At 37.0% G+C, this 16,641-nt stretch carries 15 protein-coding genes and 1 pseudogene; 4 read left to right on the top strand and 12 right to left on the bottom strand.

The window, feature by feature from the left end; translation table 11 throughout:
- Positions 1 to 3: 3 nt before the first annotated feature.
- The 12 genes and pseudogenes from DES36_RS13620 to DES36_RS13565 form a co-directional block, all read right to left on the bottom strand.
- Positions 4 to 834 (bottom strand): glycosyltransferase, encoded by an 831-nt coding sequence (locus DES36_RS13620; protein WP_113921766.1) that lies wholly within the window; start codon positions 832 to 834, stop codon positions 4 to 6.
- Position 835: 1 nt separating this feature from the next.
- Positions 836 to 1,699, bottom strand: coding sequence for an NAD-dependent epimerase/dehydratase family protein (locus DES36_RS13615; protein ID WP_113921765.1), 864 nt, complete (start codon positions 1,697 to 1,699; stop codon positions 836 to 838).
- Between the two features lie 10 nt (positions 1,700 to 1,709).
- Positions 1,710 to 2,345: a sugar transferase gene (locus DES36_RS13610; protein WP_113921764.1), complete on the bottom strand. Its 636-nt coding sequence runs from the start codon at positions 2,343 to 2,345 to the stop codon at positions 1,710 to 1,712.
- 50 nt (positions 2,346 to 2,395) lie between these two features.
- Positions 2,396 to 3,193 (bottom strand): hypothetical protein, encoded by a 798-nt coding sequence (locus DES36_RS13605; protein ID WP_113921763.1) that lies wholly within the window; start codon positions 3,191 to 3,193, stop codon positions 2,396 to 2,398.
- A gap of 275 nt (positions 3,194 to 3,468) precedes the next feature.
- Entirely contained in the window at positions 3,469 to 4,500 is a 1,032-nt protein-coding gene (locus tag DES36_RS13600) for a virulence RhuM family protein (RefSeq protein WP_113921762.1), read from the bottom strand.
- A 189-nt stretch (positions 4,501 to 4,689) separates the two neighbouring features.
- A complete protein-coding gene (locus DES36_RS13595) occupies positions 4,690 to 5,037 on the bottom strand; it encodes a prepilin-type N-terminal cleavage/methylation domain-containing protein (RefSeq protein WP_113921761.1) in 348 nt (115 codons plus the stop codon).
- 528 nt (positions 5,038 to 5,565) lie between these two features.
- Positions 5,566 to 5,760 (bottom strand): annotated as a pseudogene (locus tag DES36_RS13590) (four helix bundle protein); the annotation flags it as partial.
- A 12-nt stretch (positions 5,761 to 5,772) separates the two neighbouring features.
- The gene (locus DES36_RS13585; protein WP_113921759.1) at positions 5,773 to 6,027 is read right to left on the bottom strand and encodes a GIY-YIG nuclease family protein; all 255 of its coding nucleotides are present in this window, start codon (positions 6,025 to 6,027) and stop codon (positions 5,773 to 5,775) included.
- A 44-nt stretch (positions 6,028 to 6,071) separates the two neighbouring features.
- Positions 6,072 to 6,236, bottom strand: a complete 165-nt coding sequence (locus DES36_RS13580) for a four helix bundle protein (protein ID WP_113921758.1) — start codon at positions 6,234 to 6,236, stop codon at positions 6,072 to 6,074.
- Positions 6,237 to 6,398: 162 nt separating this feature from the next.
- Complete coding sequence (locus DES36_RS13575) at positions 6,399 to 8,285, bottom strand: polysaccharide biosynthesis protein (RefSeq protein ID WP_113921757.1); 1,887 nt, start codon at positions 8,283 to 8,285, stop codon at positions 6,399 to 6,401.
- Positions 8,286 to 8,694: 409 nt separating this feature from the next.
- Positions 8,695 to 9,051: a four helix bundle protein gene (locus tag DES36_RS13570; RefSeq protein WP_113921756.1), complete on the bottom strand. Its 357-nt coding sequence runs from the start codon at positions 9,049 to 9,051 to the stop codon at positions 8,695 to 8,697.
- 460 nt (positions 9,052 to 9,511) lie between these two features.
- Entirely contained in the window at positions 9,512 to 10,378 is an 867-nt protein-coding gene (locus tag DES36_RS13565) for an LCP family protein (protein ID WP_207657471.1), read from the bottom strand.
- 2,016 nt (positions 10,379 to 12,394) lie between these two features.
- On the opposite strand from DES36_RS13565, the gene DES36_RS13560 reads away from it, so the two are divergent.
- From DES36_RS13560 to DES36_RS13545, 4 genes are all read left to right on the top strand, one after another.
- Positions 12,395 to 12,619, top strand: a complete 225-nt coding sequence (locus DES36_RS13560) for a DUF1659 domain-containing protein (RefSeq protein WP_113921754.1) — start codon at positions 12,395 to 12,397, stop codon at positions 12,617 to 12,619.
- Between the two features lie 514 nt (positions 12,620 to 13,133).
- Complete coding sequence (locus DES36_RS13555) at positions 13,134 to 13,355, top strand: DUF2922 domain-containing protein (protein ID WP_113921753.1); 222 nt, start codon at positions 13,134 to 13,136, stop codon at positions 13,353 to 13,355.
- A 490-nt stretch (positions 13,356 to 13,845) separates the two neighbouring features.
- Positions 13,846 to 14,643: a sigma-70 family RNA polymerase sigma factor gene (locus tag DES36_RS14960; RefSeq protein WP_148581890.1), complete on the top strand. Its 798-nt coding sequence runs from the start codon at positions 13,846 to 13,848 to the stop codon at positions 14,641 to 14,643.
- A 407-nt stretch (positions 14,644 to 15,050) separates the two neighbouring features.
- Positions 15,051 to 16,013 (top strand): acyltransferase family protein, encoded by a 963-nt coding sequence (locus DES36_RS13545; RefSeq protein WP_170128327.1) that lies wholly within the window; start codon positions 15,051 to 15,053, stop codon positions 16,011 to 16,013.
- Positions 16,014 to 16,641: the final 628 nt, after the last annotated feature.

Below are 16,641 nucleotides of genomic sequence, written 5' to 3'. Positions count from 1 at the left end.
ATATTATTTCTTTCTTCTCAAGATATTATCGGACAGAATTTTCAACAACCAAACTGGAGATAAAAACATCACCACCTGCCCAATAACAACTACGACTAAATCCGTTGTACTTGAATACCCCTTCTTCCAAAATTTGTAGATAACAGAAATATAACTCCTACAATTTACCCATGTTTTTCTTCTTTTGTAGTTATCTTCATTTGATCTAAATAGTAACAATGGCTTTGGAATATTCATTGAAAGACAACCATTATGTAGCATTCTTATAAATAAATCAATATCTTCTTTTCTCAACACATCTTGATATCCACCACAATCTAATACAGCTGATTTTTTGTACATGACTGTTGGGTGATTAAACGGGCTTCTTCTTCTTGAAAATCTCATTATATCTTCATGTTTTTCTGGAACAATCCTGGATGTAACAATATTTGAAGGTTCATCGTAAAACTCATTTGTCCATGTTCCAACTATGCATAGCCCTGAATTGTTTTCAAACTCTTTAAGTTGTAGTTCGCATCTGTTTTCTAATGAAATATCATCTGTATCCATTCTAGCTACTAACTCATTTTTACATTGTTTAAGCCCCTCATTTAATGCTAACCCTAGTCCAAGATTTTTCTTTAAAGGAACTATTGTAAAAAGTCCAGGTTCCTGTTGTATATATATATCAATTATTTTTTCAAGTTCTGGAGTTATTGGGCCATCCTTAACAATTACAATTTCATCAGGCTTAATTGTTTGCCTAAGCATACTTTCAATGCTCTCAATAAAAAAATCTGGCTTTTCTTTATGGTATATTGACATCAAAACACTATATTTTGTATTATTCATCTCACCTAACAACCTCCGTTAACTCAATAGATTCTCTAATTGTTCTTATTCTGTAATTTGCCTTATCATAGTCACTTATGGACTGCTCATAAACCAAATTGCCAAATACCTTATTAACTACACCAATACCAAACATCAATCTCAGTACTGGATTGAATATCTTAGTCATCCATATCTTTTTCCCATGTACTTCTGCGATCAATTTAACCATTTCACTCGTCTTTACATATTCTTGATTTTGTGGATAGAACAATCCACTTTCTTCATTATCAATCATTACTTTAATAAACTCACAAAGATTATCTATATGAAGCATACTGCGCTCATTATCAATATCAGGAAATACCGGTATCTTCTTAGCCATGTTTGCAAGCCTTGGATAATTCCCTTTAGAACCTTTCCCATATATCATTGGTGGTCTAAGAATAACTATCTTAAAATCATCACTCTCAAGACCTCGAATACCTTCCTCTGCCTGTAGCTTACTATTTCCATAAAAATTACTCGGTGTTGGAACTGTATTTCTATCTATAATTCTTTTATGGCTACTGCCATCACCATAAACAATAATACTGCTCATAAAAATGAACTGCTTTACGCCTTCTGCTTTAGCCTTCTTAGCAACTTCAATTGTTAAATCTCTATTTACTTTATAATACAAATCTTCCATCTTCGGATCTGATGATACATGAGCTATCCCTGCCACATGAAATACAGCATTAAATTGAGAGAAATCTTTCATTTTCCATTCATCATCCCTTGCACTAACTGTATCTACATAATATTTATCAGGCTCTCTCAAAAGCCAATTCTTTAGAGATGTACCTATGTAACTGTTCTTACCAGTGATTAATATCTTCTTCATTTCATCACCCCTATGAATTGCTACTTTCCTTTTCTTCTTTCTTAATCTTAGCTATCATCCCTGTACCACCTTCTATAACACCTTTTCTTCTAAGCACAGAACTAATAGTTCCAAGAAAACATATTAAATCAAACCATAAACTCATCTTCTCAACATACTCTCCATCAAGATTTGCCTTAATATCAATAGGGAGCTCATCTCTGCCATTAATCTGTGCCCACCCAGTAAGCCCTACTGGCACATCATTAGCACCATACTTGTCCCGTTCTTCTATAAGATCATATTGATTCCAAAGGGCAGGTCTTGGCCCTATGATACTCATCTCTCCTACAAAGATGTTCCAAATCTGTGGCAGTTCATCAAGGCTTGTCTTTCTTAAGAACTTACCAACCTTAGTAATCCATTGATCTGGATTTTCTAATAGATGTGTAGGACAATCTTTTGGAGTATCTATCCTCATAGTTCTAAACTTCAATATATTAAAATGACTCTTATGGATTCCAACCCTTTTCTGTTTGAACAGTACCGGACCTTTAGAGTCAATTTTGATTGCAATAATTAATATTAAAAATACTGGAGATAATATAATAAGTGCTAAAAATGATAATATTATATCAATTAATCTTTTAATTTTTAAGTAAACCATTTTTAGTTCCCCCTGCTTGTATAATTAATTAGAATAATCTAATGTGAAGCTTAATAATTATTTTTAATTTTCTCCTCAAACTTAGCAATGCTTTCTTGAGCATTAGGATTTATTAACAAAATCAGTTTTCCAATAGGAACCATTATCAAATATTTATAAATAAGTCCTAGAATTCCTATAATAGGAGCCAATACCGCATAATACAACTTTTTCAAAACAACAAGATTTATTTGGTCAAAGATAAAAACCTCTAATCTAACCATTTTTAATTGATATCTAGCTTTAAACGATTCAATCTTTGATTTTGGATTGCTTGCAACATCATTTACGAAGAATGCTAAAATCTCTACATCACTAATATTACTCAAATAGTTTAATCCAACTTCTTTCCTCATAGTTTTAAGCATATCCGCAAGTATATATAATGTTAGTTTTTGATCATAATGTTTACTTAATTTAGCAGCTGGATTTGCACTAAATTCTCTATAAAACACATACTGTTTATATAGTTTCTTGGAACCATATAACAAGAGTGATGACCCCATATCGAAAAAGTCTTTTCTCATTTCTTCAAAAGATTTAGTCATCTCCTCTGAATCATCATCAATTTTTGTTTTAGTAAAAACTTCTTCTAATAATCTTATAAACTTTACATATTGTTCTTTCTTTAACTCATGCTTTTTAAATCGCAATTCATATCTTTTCCCCATAGAGAAAATTACTACTGAAACAATAATAGAGAGTAACGCTATTAGCTCTGTTGATAACTGAATTGTACTAATCCAATCATTTATGCCTTGTATCAAATTTTTTAATAATAACATTATTGAATTTATTAGAACCTCCATAATTACCTCTCCTAAATCAAAATGCTAATATGTATCATTCTCCAAATATCTCCTACTGATTGAATGATTAAGCTTGTAACCATTCTGTAATAATCCAACTACATTCTCAACCTATAAAACCCTTGCCATTACTACATTTGCGCCCTTGTAATTCTTTTCCGATACTCACGTCGATATATACATTCAATCATAAAGTTTATGATTTTATCTACCACTTCGACCACTTTTTTCTCAGAACCTTGATATTACTATCTTCCATCGGTGGTAAATGTTTTTTATCTACCACAGTTTTTACCTTTGCTTTGTTCAAGCTGCTTTTGTGCAATTTTCACATGTTCAATAAAATCTCTTTCGACTTGAGTCAATTGATCTTTGTTTCGCTCTTTATACTTCTCATACTCCAATTCCGCTTTTATCCTAGCTTCTTCATGACTGATTTTTCCTGCATGATAAAGCAACTCGCTTCCACTCATTTTTATAAAGTCGTCTAATTTCTCTATCCAATCCTTCATATACATAGGTCTTTGTCTAATCGCTTGAAGTTCAGCGAATTCTAAATAAGCGGTTACTAATCTATTCAAAATTTTAATCTCATCTTCATTCAAATAATTCTTAGCAATTGAAGCATCTGATTTCCTCAAACTCTTACCATCAAAAGAAGTCATACCCATAAAATCTTTTTCTGCATCAGCACGTAAAAAAACTATTTCTGCTGCTGTGTGACCATGAGCCGCAAAGTGCATTTTATTTTGTACTATTTTGAAAAACTCAATTGACTCAGATGATCTAGGATCGTAATCAATACTCGTTGCATAAATATCAAGTATTTGTCTATAAAAGACTTTCTCACTTGATCGAATATCCCTGATACGCTCAAGGAGCTCTTTGAAATAATTGCCTCCTCCTGCATTTTTTAGGAGTTGGTCGTTCATTGTAAAACCTTTTACAATATATTCTTTAATTCTTTGGTTTGCCCAAATTCTGAACTGAGTCCCACGGTGAGATTTTACTCGATATCCTACTGAAATAATTACGTCTAAATTATAGGTTTTAGTTTGCCTTTTGACAGTTCTATTACCTTCTTGGCGAACTTGTAAGGATTCCTTACAAGTTGAATCTTCCTCTAATTCGCCTTCTTCATAAATATTCTTTATATGAATCGTGATATTCTGTGTTGAAGTCTGGAATAATTCAGCCATTTGGGCTTGAGTGATCCATACAGTTTCATCTTCCATTCTTACTTCTATCTGTGTCTGGCCATCATCTGTCTGATACATTAGAATTTGTGTATTATTTTCTAAATCCATTTCTTCAACTCCTCATATCAATTTATAATTCGAAAATCTCCAGTCTATTGTATCATTTATTCCAACTAATCGAAAATTTCGAGTAGTTGACTCATCTATATCTAGCATAACTCTTTACTTCTTAATTTCACTTTATGCTACATCTTGTGCTTGTCCTTCAAAAATACTCACGACGCCCTAACCATCCAATCACAACCAAGGCACTCCATCACCTGGTGGCTCATCTTCATCACTTACACTCTTATGTATACTACACTTTACTCTACAATCTTCATATGTAATTATGCCATCATCTGAACATACCTCATCAAAATTTTCATTTAAAAATTGATTAAAGCGACTTTCGCCTTGATCTTTTGTCTGTATATAAACTTCGTACTGTCTTGCAACTGTATCACGATTGGTCTCACATACCCTTTCCACAGCCAAACTTCTATACCCGATCAATTTTGGCACAGCAATTATAGCAATGATTGCAAGTATACCAATCACTATAATCAACTCGATAAACGTGAAACCTTCAGATTTCTCATTCATACATATGCCCCCCAGTTTTATTACTCAATAAAACTCAAGCGATAGTCGCAGTAGCCAAACTATCGCTTCATTATTTATAAATACAATATACACAGTTAAATTTTATCGACATGATAATGATGCAGCTTGAAAAATAGTGTGAAACGAAATGCAGAGTAAATTATGTATTATACCACATCTTGTTACGTTTTATTGTCGAAACGACCTTGTATTATTAAAAATGTCTATGTATGATAATAGTATATCAAAAATTCGGTGATAATTGTCACTTTGTGTCGGAATTGTTGTTTTTTTATGTTTAGATAAGGTGGTGTATAAGGTGGTAAGGTTCAAGGTGGTAAGGTGGTAAGGAAAAGCATTTAAGCCACCAGTGGTGGCTCTGTGTACCCTGTTAACAATAGTCGAACGATTGTTGAACTATGGTTAAACGGTTGTTAAACGATTGTTTTTGGAGCAGTTGCTAAATGGTGATTATCAGAATAATAGTTCAATAGAAACTATACAATTGTTTAACTATTGTTAGAAGAGCTATCGCTCAACTACTGTTTTGAGATAGTTGCTCATCTTCACCGATAGATTCTTTGTTTGCTTTATAAATTCACGATACTCGGCCTGACTTATATATCCCAAATCCAACGATATCTCCATTTGACAAACTAACTCCATCAATGATCCATAGGACATATTAATAAAATGAGCTCTATCTTTATTGGTATTTCTGCTCGTTCCTTCAGCTTAGCCTGTGAAATAATCTTTTAATCTAGTTCTTATATATCTCTTTCCATACGTTGTCTTAAGGTATTTTTCTCTATTAAAAGCATCTTTCTCACATAAACACGCTTCATAATAAATAATTTTAAATGGTCTTCTATCTTTAGTCGATTGTACTTTGCCTTCATTATGTAGTCTAAATCTCTCTTTTAAATCATGAGTACAGCCTGTGTACCAGTTTTTATCTTTTTGAGATTCTAATACATATACGTAAAACATATTCACCGTCTCCATAAGCAATGTTTGTGCATTATATAAAGTGACTATTTCACAGGCCAAGTATTACTAGGTACTGAAACAGCTGCCCTATTCATCTGCTGAACCAAAGAAAATCTTTCCTCACTTGGAAACTTCTTAGTCAACTTGTAGTTATACTTAACTATTTCTTTTGCCAGCTGATAAATCTCCAACTTCTGGAATCCGAACATGCTATAAAACCTCCTTGTAACAATAGTCGAACAATTGTTACACTATTGTTCGAAAGCCATAGTTCCACTACTGTTAAAAGGCTATCAGAGCAATAGTTGAATAGAAATCAAACAATTGTTTAACCATTGTTTAACTACTGTTCCACCATCGTTTAACTATTGTTAATTATTCTCGCTAGTTACTGAAATCTCCTCTGTAGCTTGCACTACCGGAGCAGCCATATTCTCATTAGAATTGCTCGCTGGATGATAAGTCGGGACTACACGGGTCATTACTTCTTTAATATCAGTGTTAACATCTTTTAAAGCTTGTTTTAGTAGGGCTATGTTTCTAAGTAAAATTTTGTAGTCTAGGTCTCCTGGTTTGCCTATTAGGATTTTGCTATGGGTGGTGTTGGCTATTCCTTCTTCGTTTAGAAGGAGCTCTTCGTACAGCTTTTCTCCTGGTCTAAGGCCTGTGATCTCTATTGAGATTTCTACGTCTGGTTCGAAACCGCTTAGGCGGATTAGGTCTCTAGCTAGGTCTATGATTTTAACTGGTTCACCCATGTCTAGAATGAAGATTTCTCCACCCTTTGCCATGGCACCTGCTTGGATGACTAGTTGGGATGCTTCTGGGATAGTCATAAAGTATCGGATGATCTTTTCATGAGTAACTGTTACAGGACCACCTGATGCAATTTGCTTTTTAAATAGTGGGATGACGCTACCGTTGCTGCCTAGTACATTGCCAAAGCGGACAGCTACGAACTCTGTCTTGCTGGCTTTGTTGATGGATTGGACGATCATCTCACATAATCTCTTAGAAGCCCCCATAATATTTGTTGGGTTTACAGCTTTGTCTGTTGATATAAGAACAAATTTTTCTACATGATACTTGTCCGCTGTTTGAGCTGTATTTAGAGTGCCTAGCACATTATTTTTGATGGCTTCTCTTGGACTATCCTCCATTAAAGGTACGTGTTTATGTGCTGCTGCATGAAATACCACCTGTGGTCTATATTTTCTAAAAATTTGTTCCATTCGGTCTTCATCTCGTACAGAGCCAATGAGAACCTTAAGGTTTAAGTGAGGCATTTTTCTTTTTAGTTCATTTTGTAAGTCGTAAGCATTGTTTTCATAAATGTCTAAAATAATGAGTTCAGCTGGGTCAAAGTTTGCAATTTGCCTACATAATTCAGAACCAATAGAGCCTCCACCACCAGTGACGAGAACTCGCTTGTCCTTAAGATAGCCGCAGATTTCTATATTGTTTAAATTAATAGGATCTCTGCCTAATAAATCTTCGATTTCTACCTCTCGAATTTGCTTTGTAAGATCTTTACTATCAATTAGATTAGAAAGACTTGGAACAATTTTGGTCTTACATTTGGTCTTTTTACATTCATTAACAATTTCTCTAATGGTATCTGGTTCAACAGAAGGCATAGCAATGATGATTTCTTGAACTCTATGCTCTTTGACGAGCTTGTCCAATTCACTTAACTCTCCTAAGACTTTGTAGCCATTAATATAAGTACCTTGTTTCAATACATCATCGTCTATAAAACCGATGATCTTATCCTCGATCCTAGGATTACCTCTGTATTCCCTTAAAACACTTACCCCTGCATCCCCTGCACCTACAATGAGGACATTTTTGCCATCAGCAGGTATATTATAGTTTTTAAATCGTCTAGCTGCTCGATAGCTAATTCGAATACCACCTGTAAAAGCCGTATCTAATATACAGTTTACAATGGCAAAGCCCGTTGTAAGCTGTGGATTAATTAGATTTAAAATAAAAAAGGTCAAAAAATTAGAAATTACATTTGCCAAACTAATCTTAAACATTTCCTCAACACTAGCGTATCTCCATAAAGTGTTGTATGTATTTGTAATAAAAAGCAAGCCAAATTTTATAGTAAGGGCAATAATCAAGAAATTAGAAAATTGCGGAATGATGACAGAGTTGTTTTGAGTTAAAATCGCAGATATATATAAGGAAAACGTAAGGAATAGTCCGTCTAGTATTCCTACCATTCCTATGCGTATTGTTTTTTCTTTCATGGGGTATAAATTCCTTCCTTCTGGTTGTAGTCAGTGTTATACTATTATACATTTTTTGTTGGTTAAAGACAATATGAGCAGGGGAGCGGAATTTATACCAGGTGGTAAGGTGGTAAGGTAGTAAGGTGGTAAGCAAAACCACTCCTCGCCTTAAGGCGAGATTATGTCTTTAGTTCGTTACTTTATTTTATTTGGTGTGTTTATTTAGATTGTGCTCTTGTAGCGAGATTATTAGTTCTTAATTTGTGATTGCAGTGATAAGCAAGGTGCCAACTTCAACATGATAAGCAAGGTTAAAAGCAATGACAGCAAAGGCAAAAGTAACTTTTATACGATGCACGTTATGGATTTATATTACCTGTTAGTAGCTATCATCAAATCAACTTAGATCTGATACCTGTTTCATACATTATGAATTTATCTTTTTAATGAGCGCGTTTAGCATTTTGCTTACTTCACATGCTTTATTTTCTAAGTTTTGATACTGTTCAGCACTTATGTATTTTAAATCCCTTGATAGGAGAAGGTGATAACGCGTTTCCTCTATAGAGCCTCTTGCGATTATTAGGAATCGCTTATATTCTGCATTTGTCTCTCTTGCCCTACCTTCGACAATATTAGACGGAACGGATGCTGTTGATCTCCTTAACTGAGAAGTCAATGAATATATTTCTTCTCTTGGAAAATGTGCTGTAATCTTGTATAGTTCAATTACTAATTCATGAGCTTTCTGAAATGCAATTAGTTTTGAAATTTCTTCATACATAACAAACCTCCAAATCCTAATATAATCTTGTTTTATTGGCAATATAACTCTTATTTCCAATTATTAACTTATTATAAAGATTTTAGTATAGATTATATGTCGAAAAAGGGAGTATGCTGTTAATTTCTGAGGTTATAAGGGTTAAATTTGAGTAAATTGTTGCAATATACTTTACGCAGAATTAAGGTGGTAAGCTTCAAGGTGGTAAGTAAAAGCACTTTAGCCACCTTTGGTGGCTTAATGGGGGAACGGTGTGGGCTCCGTTCGCTACATTACCTCGCCTAAAGGCGAGTTTAGGTTTGCCTTACCACCTGGGAGTAATACCCGATTTGTCTCAACCGAAGGGCGAGAGAAATTGAATGGTATTACCCCTGTCAAGGTTGGCGAGGTTTGTAGCGACTGTAAGGAGCTAGAAGCCCGCAACCTACGACAGACCACCCGACCACCTGACCACCTTATTTTAAATTCCCTCGCTGATCTCATTCACAATCACCGATGCTTGATAGTCTCCGTCTTCGTAAATAAACTCATGCAAATACTTCACATTATCTACTAGAGTGTTTGGTTTTAGGTAGTAGACTCCGTTCCATGTGCCACCTTTGGAGTGTTCATCTAACGGGAGGCGGGTGTTTTCTAGGGTTTTTATGTTTGATGAGAATACGTCTGTTGCTAGGCCTACCATATCTGTTGTGCTTAGGCTTGTCTCTACATTGGGGGTTAGGGTTTCTATTAGGGCTAGAGCTTGGGTTAGGGATTTGCTGTTTAGGACTTTAGTGATGACGTTTTCTAGGACGGTTCGTTGTCTTTGGGTTCTCTCGTAGTCCCCATCTCCTGAGTAACGTATCCTGCTATAAGATACCGCTTGGTCTCCGCTTAATTTTTGTAATCCTGTGCCATTGACACCTGGAATATGTTTGATTTCATAATCCTTCACATCAATCTCTACTCCACCTACGGCATCGACGATCTTTGCCATGGCGCTAAAGTTGACTGTTACGTAGTTTTTGATGTTCATATCAAAGTTCTTATTGATCGTTTTAATGGCTAGTTCTGGCCCTCCATAAGCGTAAGAGTGGTTGATTTTATCGTATCCTCTGTCAGAGATATTAACATATGTATCACGCATGATGGATGTAAGCTTAATCTTTTTATGCTGCTTGTCCAATGAAGCAATCATAATACTATCAGAGCGAGTTGCACTATCGTAATCATTGGCTCGAGTATCGATACCAAATAAGGCAATATTAATGATTTCATTACCCTTCTTAGATGACTCTGGAGAGATGTTTAGTTCTTCATCGTTTTTGGAGATATCCACTCGATTCATGTCTCCTAGGTATTTGTCAAATAAATAATAGCCTCCAGCGGAGATTAGGAGGACCAGGGCGAGGAAGCCAATTAGTACTTTTTTTCCGGTGGAACGATTCTTTTTCATAGAAGCCATTTTGGGCACCTACTTTCTTTTTTTTATAAGGTGGTAAGGTAGTAAGGTGGTAAGGTCGTAAGCAAAGACATTGTTTGGGCTGGGCTTTGCGGGTCTTAGATCCTTCGCTCCGCTCCAGGATGACTTGGGTAGGAACCTTGGGCTGGTTTCACAAGTCTCTTTATGTGCCAAGGACACATTTTGACCCTAGCTACTGCTTTTGTCATCCTGAGGCTTTAGCCGAAGGATCTTGTGTATTCCTTTTGGGTCTTAAGATCCTTCGCTTCGCTCCAGGATGACTTGGGATAGGCTTCGTGGGTCTTAGATCCTTCGCTTCGCTCCAGGATGACATGCGTGCCATTTGGCACGCAGTTATAACTCGCCCGAAGGCGAGCTGTTTTTCCTGACCACCTGACCACCTTATTCACCTTACCACCTGACCACCAGTTTATATTGCTTCGCAATTTTAAACAATCAACGCAAAGGCCGCAGCTAAAATCGGCACAACTATAGACAATATACACAACCATAGCATGGCCATGGTAAATTTATTTTTCTTCATAAAAATCACCTCGTTGTTTTAAATATACATGGTTTTATTGTAACACAGGAGTGTTGAATTTGATAGATATATGGTTCTGAAAAGTTCGTTTTAGGTTAGCGGAATGCTGAAAGCGGAAAGCGGAACTTTTGGGCTATATTATGTGACTATATGGAGGATGCTTCAGTGAAAGTAGTGATTAGCAGTCAGCCTTTATTATCTTATGCACTACTTTTAGGTTTTAGTTTGAGGGCAAGCTCTGGGGTCAAAGATCCTTCGCTACGCTCCAGGATGACGTGTGTGTGCTTCGCACACAATTGAGAATTAATAATCTAGAATTTAGAATTATTGTTTGGAAGTGCTCCTTTTAGGTTCTAGTTTGAGGGCAAGCTCTGGGGTCAAAGATCCTTCGCTACGCTCCAGGATGACGTGCGTGTGTTTCGCACACAATTGAGAATTAATAATCTAGAATTTAGAATTATTGTTTGGAAGTGCTCCTTTTAGGTTCTAGTTTGAGGGCAAACTCTGGGGTCAAAGATCCTTCGCTACGCTCCAGGATGACGTGCGTGCTTCGCACACAATTGAGAATTAATAATCTAGAATTTAGAATTATTGTTTGGAAGTGCTCCTTTTAGGTTCTAATTTGAGGGCAAGCTCTGGGGTCAAAGATCCTTCGCTACGCTCCAGGATGACGTGTGTGCTTCGCACACAATTGAGAATTAATAATCTAGAATTTAGAATTATTGTTTGGAAGTGCTCCTTTTAGGTTCTAGTTTGAGGGCAAGCTCTGGGGTCAAAGATCCTTCGCTACGCTCCAGGATGACGTGCGTGTGTTTCGCACACAATTGAGAATTAATAATCTAGAATTTAGAATTATTGTTTGGAAGTGCTCCTTTTAGGTTCTAGTTTGAGGGCAAGCTCTGGAGTCAAAGATCCTTCGCTACGCTCCAGGATGACGTGCGTGTGTTTCGCACACAATTGAGAATTAATAATCTAGAATTTAGAATTATTGTTTGGAAGTGCTCATGATTTAACAAGGGCATGGGTAACGCTCATTGTTTTTCTATCCATTTGTCTAACCAAAAAACTTTCCATTGCTAGGTTCCATCACTAAGCTTTTTAATTCTTAATTCTAAATTATTAATTGCGCGTAGCGCGAAAGTCATCCTGAAGGCTTTAGCCGAAGGATCTTGCCTTTCTCTACCTCGCCCAAAGGCGAGCAATGCTTTTGCTGACCACCTGACCACCTCACCACCTGACCACCTCACCACCTTACCACCTATCAAAATTACCTAGCGTAAATATATTTCTACAACAAATCACCTTCCTATGGGTTGATATCTCCTCTAAAAACCATTTACATATTAGGAGGTGATAATATGCCAGTTCAAGCAAATGTAAGCAATCTAAAATTACAGCTTATGTATAACTACGGAGTAGATGACAAGGGAAATGTAATAACAAAATCCAAAACCTACTCTAATATTAACAATACTGTAACAGATCAAGTGAAATACGACGTAGCAGTAGCTATCGCCGCCCTTCAAGCTCATGCTCTTGAAGGGGTTCATGTGATACAGGATAATCTTTTGTTGAATGTATAATCTAAAGCGCTTGTTTTAAATAAATGTTTGTTTTCATGGTGGCGGGAATGGCGGAAAGCTGAATGCGGAAAGTGGAAAACTACGTGCGCTTTGCGCATAATTAAGAATTATTTAAGCAGTGGTTAGGGTGGCTCTGCAGTATAGCTTCGCAGCTAAAGATTCTTCGCTTCGCTCCAGAATGACTGGGGTAGGAAGCTTGGGATAGCTCTGTGGGTCTCCTTAGGCGGACAGAGTCGTCCGCTACTACAATTATTGATGTAGGAAACACTCCGTAGGGATTTAAGTGCCATAGGCACAATGTTTTAACCCGAGTTACTGCTTACGTCATCCTGGAGGCTTTAGCCAAAGGATCTTGCTTTTCTCTACCTCGCCCGAAGGCGAGTATTGCTTTTGCTGACCACCTGACCACCTCACCACCTGACCACCTGCACCGGCTACAAAGATGCTGGAATATAACTACTTTTAACTTTCATCTTGAATATGCAACAATAACTAGCGGAGAGGAGGTGCAAAAATGCCCGAATTAAAACTTGACCTTAGCTTCAAAAGAGCTGATGGTGGTAATGCAAAGATATCTATCGAAGACGCTAAACCTGATATTACAGAAGCGCAAGCTAATAGCTTAATGGATTTGATTATTGCTAATAATATCTTTACACCAAATGGATCTAGCTTAACTGCAAAGAGCAAAATTGAATTGATTTCTACGGATGTAACGGAATTTAGCGTAGTTTAGTGGATAGAAAGGGCACCCTGGTGATTCGGGGTGCTCTTTTTGTAGGAGTTATTTCAGGTGGTCGGGTGGTCAGCAAATATGCGACTTACGTCGCAGTGAACAATGAACAGGGAACAATGAATATAAAAGGTTGTTGAGTCGCATATTTGTACTGTTCCATGTTCAGTGTTCATTTTTCATTGTTCATTGAAGGTTTTTGCATTTTGTTCTAATGATCGTTTATATGCTTATAGTTAGTTCCTAAGGATCCTTCGCTTCGCTCTAGGATGACTCGGGTAGGAGCTTGCGATCGCTCTGGGGTCTTGGATCCTTCGCTTCGCTCTAGGATGACTCGGGTAGGAGCTTGCGATCGCTCTGGGGTCTTGGATCCTTCGCTTCGCCCTAGGATGACTTCCGTGTGCGCTGCACACAATTGAGAATTAATAATTTACAATTTAGAATTGAAAATTATTAAAAGTCTTTATATACAGTGTATTCTTTAATAACTAATATGCACGGATCCCTGACGAGGTCAAAGGCCTATCTCACAGAAAGCGAGAGCTTTTGCCGTCCAACGAATCAACCACTCAGAAAAGTTCCACGTTCAGCTTTCGGCTTTCCACCTATAAAAAGTTCCGCGTTCAGCTTTCCAGTTTCCGCTAAAGTAATGTCACATTCGCTTAAATCTCATAGAATAATACGATATAACTTTTTCTATAAGGAGGTAATCCAGATTACCCTTATTACGTTAATAGATGAAATTAAAAGCGGTGATACGTCTCAAATGGGGGTCTTGATTGAACAGGTTAGGCCGGTTACTTTGTCAATGATAAAGAAATACGGCTATTATGATAGTTTTGAAGAAAATTATCACAATGCTATGGTTCAATTATTAGAGGCCGTACAGGAGTTTGATATATCAAAACAAGTACCTTTTGCAGCCTTTTATAAGAAAAAGCTCTTTTACTTTTATATGGAAGTCATAAAAGAGCAGGCTGATAAAATAGAATTCGTCGAAATGATGCCTACTTTTGATAACCTAAAGGATGAGAATTTGATTGAGCAGGATAAGAGTTTAGACAAGATCATCTGGAGGGAAAATACGGAAGATATTCAAAGGGCACTACTAAAGCTCACGCCTAGACAACAGTGGTTTATCCGAGAACATTTTTATAAAGGCAAAAAAGTCCAGCAAATCGCTAAAGAAAATGACCTTCATCCACAAACGGTGACAAAATTAAAAGCACGAGCGTTGGGTGCGCTTCGCGCACAATTGAGAAATGAGAATTTACAATTTAGAATTAATTAAGTCAAATATGCGACTTGCGTCGCAGTGAACAATGAAGATGGAACAATGAATAATTAGCAGTATTAAAAGCTACGTAAACAGTCGCATATTTATATTGTTTCGTGTTCGTTGTTCATTTTTCATTGTTCATTGAAGATTTTGTATTTTAATTTAATACTAGTTGATTATATAGTTCATGCATTAATAGTTGGTGTGGTAAGTTTTCCATCCAACGAACCAACCGTCCAACCCCTAATAAGTTGTAAGTAAATTCTATATCACTGCTGGTGGATTTTTGGTTTTCCTGACCACCTGACCACCTGACTATTTGGCCCCCTCCCTCCAATTATTATGGATTTTTTGTTGGCTATTGTGTTATATTATTATATTATTCATTGTTAGTAGTTCAGACAAAAGGAGTCCTCAACTTGACAGGTATCGTAAATACACCAAAGTTAACGAAAAAACGTGATTTTTATTTTGATAATGTGAAATTCTTTTTGATATTAATTGTAGTGGCCACGCATACTTTTTCTCCGGTTATTGGTGAATCTTGGGGATTAGAGAGATTGTTTTATTTTATTTATACCTTTCACATGCCCGCCTTTATTATAGTATCTGGGTATTTTATGAAGTATATAAAAAACTTGAATAAATATGTAATTAAATACTCTAAGATTTACCTTTTTATACAGACTCTTTATTTTCTAGTGTTTAAGTTTGTTCTTAAAGCAGAAATTGACCTTACTTACTCAGATCCATATTACACTTATTGGTTTATGTTTTGCTTAATTATATGGTATGTGATTTTTCCTCAAGTGAAGGATCTTAAGGGCATACTTTCGATTGCTGTTGCAGCTGGAATTGCAGTGGGATATGATGAGAACTTTGGATTGTTTATGTCCTTATCAAGAGTAGTGGTGTTCTTTCCTTATTTTTTAATAGGTCATTACCTAAAAAAGGAGCATATTATAACGGTAAAAGAAAGTAAATGGAAATACATTATATGGGTGGCGTGTATTGTGATTGCCTACATACTGTTAAAATACGACATCATCGCCAGACCTCTTCTACAAGGAAAAAGTTCTTATGCAGTAGTCGGCTACGACATGTGGTACGCAGGATTGTACAGGCTAGCATTGTATGGGGTTGGGGCATTGTTTAGCTTTGGATTTTTTCTATTGATTCCAGATGGAGAAAAAATGTATTCTAAATTAGGGGCACAGACTTTGTATGTGTATCTTATTCATGGGATTATTTTGAAGGTGTTGAGAAATATTGGATTTTATGAGGTTTTTAATGGGATGGAGTTAGTGCTTATTGGCGTTTTGTTTGGGTTGATGTTGACGGTGCTTGTGCAGGTGGTAAGATCTAAGGTAAACCCGAGCTAACTACTCCAGTCATCCTGGAGCGAAGCGAAGGATCTTAAGACCCCAAAGCTCCTACCCCAGTCATCCTGGAGCGGAGCGAAGGATCTTAAGACCCCAAAGCTCCTACCCCAGTCATCCTGGAGCGAAGCGAAGGATCTTAAGACCCTAAAGCTCCTACCTCAGTCATCCTGGAGCGAAGCGAAGGATCTTAAGACCCCAAAGCTCCTACCCCAGTCATCCTGGAGCGGAGCGAAGGATCTTAAGACCCCAAAGCTCCTACCCCAGTCATCCTGGAGCGAAGCGAAGGATCTTAAGACCCTAAAGCTCCTACCTCAGTCATCCTGGAGCGAAGCGAAGGATCTTAAGACCCCAAAGCTCCTACCCCAGTCATCCTGGAGCGGAGCGAAGGATCTTAAGACCCCAAAGCTCCTACCCCAGTCATCCTGGAGCGAAGCGAAGGATCTTAAGACCCCAAAGCTCCTACCCCAGTCATCCTGGAGCGAAGCGAAGGATCTTAAGACCCCAAAGCTCCTACCCCTGTCATCCTGGAGCGAAGCGAAGGATCTTAAGACCCCAAAGCTCCTACCCCAGTCATCCTGGAGCGAAGCGAAGGATCTTAAGACCCCAAAGCTCCTACCCCAGTCATCCT

This window comes from Alkalibaculum bacchi, assembly GCF_003317055.1.
Classification (GTDB): domain Bacteria; phylum Bacillota; class Clostridia; order Eubacteriales; family Alkalibacteraceae; genus Alkalibaculum; species Alkalibaculum bacchi.
The sequence above is the reverse complement of the archived record's forward strand: the minus strand, read 5'-3'. Positions and strand labels throughout refer to the sequence as shown.

Excerpts from the sequence above, each read along its gene's own strand:
- DES36_RS13555 (WP_113921753.1), top strand. The coding sequence starts at position 13,134 with ATGCCCGAATTAAAACTTGACCTTAGCTTCAAAAGAGCTGATGGTGGT.
- DES36_RS13570 (WP_113921756.1), bottom strand. The coding sequence starts at position 9,051 with ATGTATGAAGAAATTTCAAAACTAATTGCATTTCAGAAAGCTCATGAA.
- DES36_RS13620 (WP_113921766.1), bottom strand. The coding sequence starts at position 834 with ATGAATAATACAAAATATAGTGTTTTGATGTCAATATACCATAAAGAA.
- DES36_RS14960 (WP_148581890.1), top strand. The coding sequence starts at position 13,846 with ATGCACGGATCCCTGACGAGGTCAAAGGCCTATCTCACAGAAAGCGAG.
- DES36_RS13560 (WP_113921754.1), top strand. The coding sequence starts at position 12,395 with ATGCCAGTTCAAGCAAATGTAAGCAATCTAAAATTACAGCTTATGTAT.
- DES36_RS13610 (WP_113921764.1), bottom strand. The coding sequence starts at position 2,345 with ATGGTTTACTTAAAAATTAAAAGATTAATTGATATAATATTATCATTT.
- DES36_RS13575 (WP_113921757.1), bottom strand. The coding sequence starts at position 8,285 with ATGAAAGAAAAAACAATACGCATAGGAATGGTAGGAATACTAGACGGA.
- DES36_RS13580 (WP_113921758.1), bottom strand. The coding sequence starts at position 6,236 with ATGTTCGGATTCCAGAAGTTGGAGATTTATCAGCTGGCAAAAGAAATA.
- DES36_RS13605 (WP_113921763.1), bottom strand. The coding sequence starts at position 3,193 with ATGGAGGTTCTAATAAATTCAATAATGTTATTATTAAAAAATTTGATA.
- DES36_RS13615 (WP_113921765.1), bottom strand. The coding sequence starts at position 1,699 with ATGAAGAAGATATTAATCACTGGTAAGAACAGTTACATAGGTACATCT.
- DES36_RS13565 (WP_207657471.1), bottom strand. The coding sequence starts at position 10,378 with ATGAATCGAGTGGATATCTCCAAAAACGATGAAGAACTAAACATCTCT.
- DES36_RS13600 (WP_113921762.1), bottom strand. The coding sequence starts at position 4,500 with ATGGATTTAGAAAATAATACACAAATTCTAATGTATCAGACAGATGAT.
- DES36_RS13585 (WP_113921759.1), bottom strand. The coding sequence starts at position 6,027 with ATGTTTTACGTATATGTATTAGAATCTCAAAAAGATAAAAACTGGTAC.
- DES36_RS13595 (WP_113921761.1), bottom strand. The coding sequence starts at position 5,037 with ATGAATGAGAAATCTGAAGGTTTCACGTTTATCGAGTTGATTATAGTG.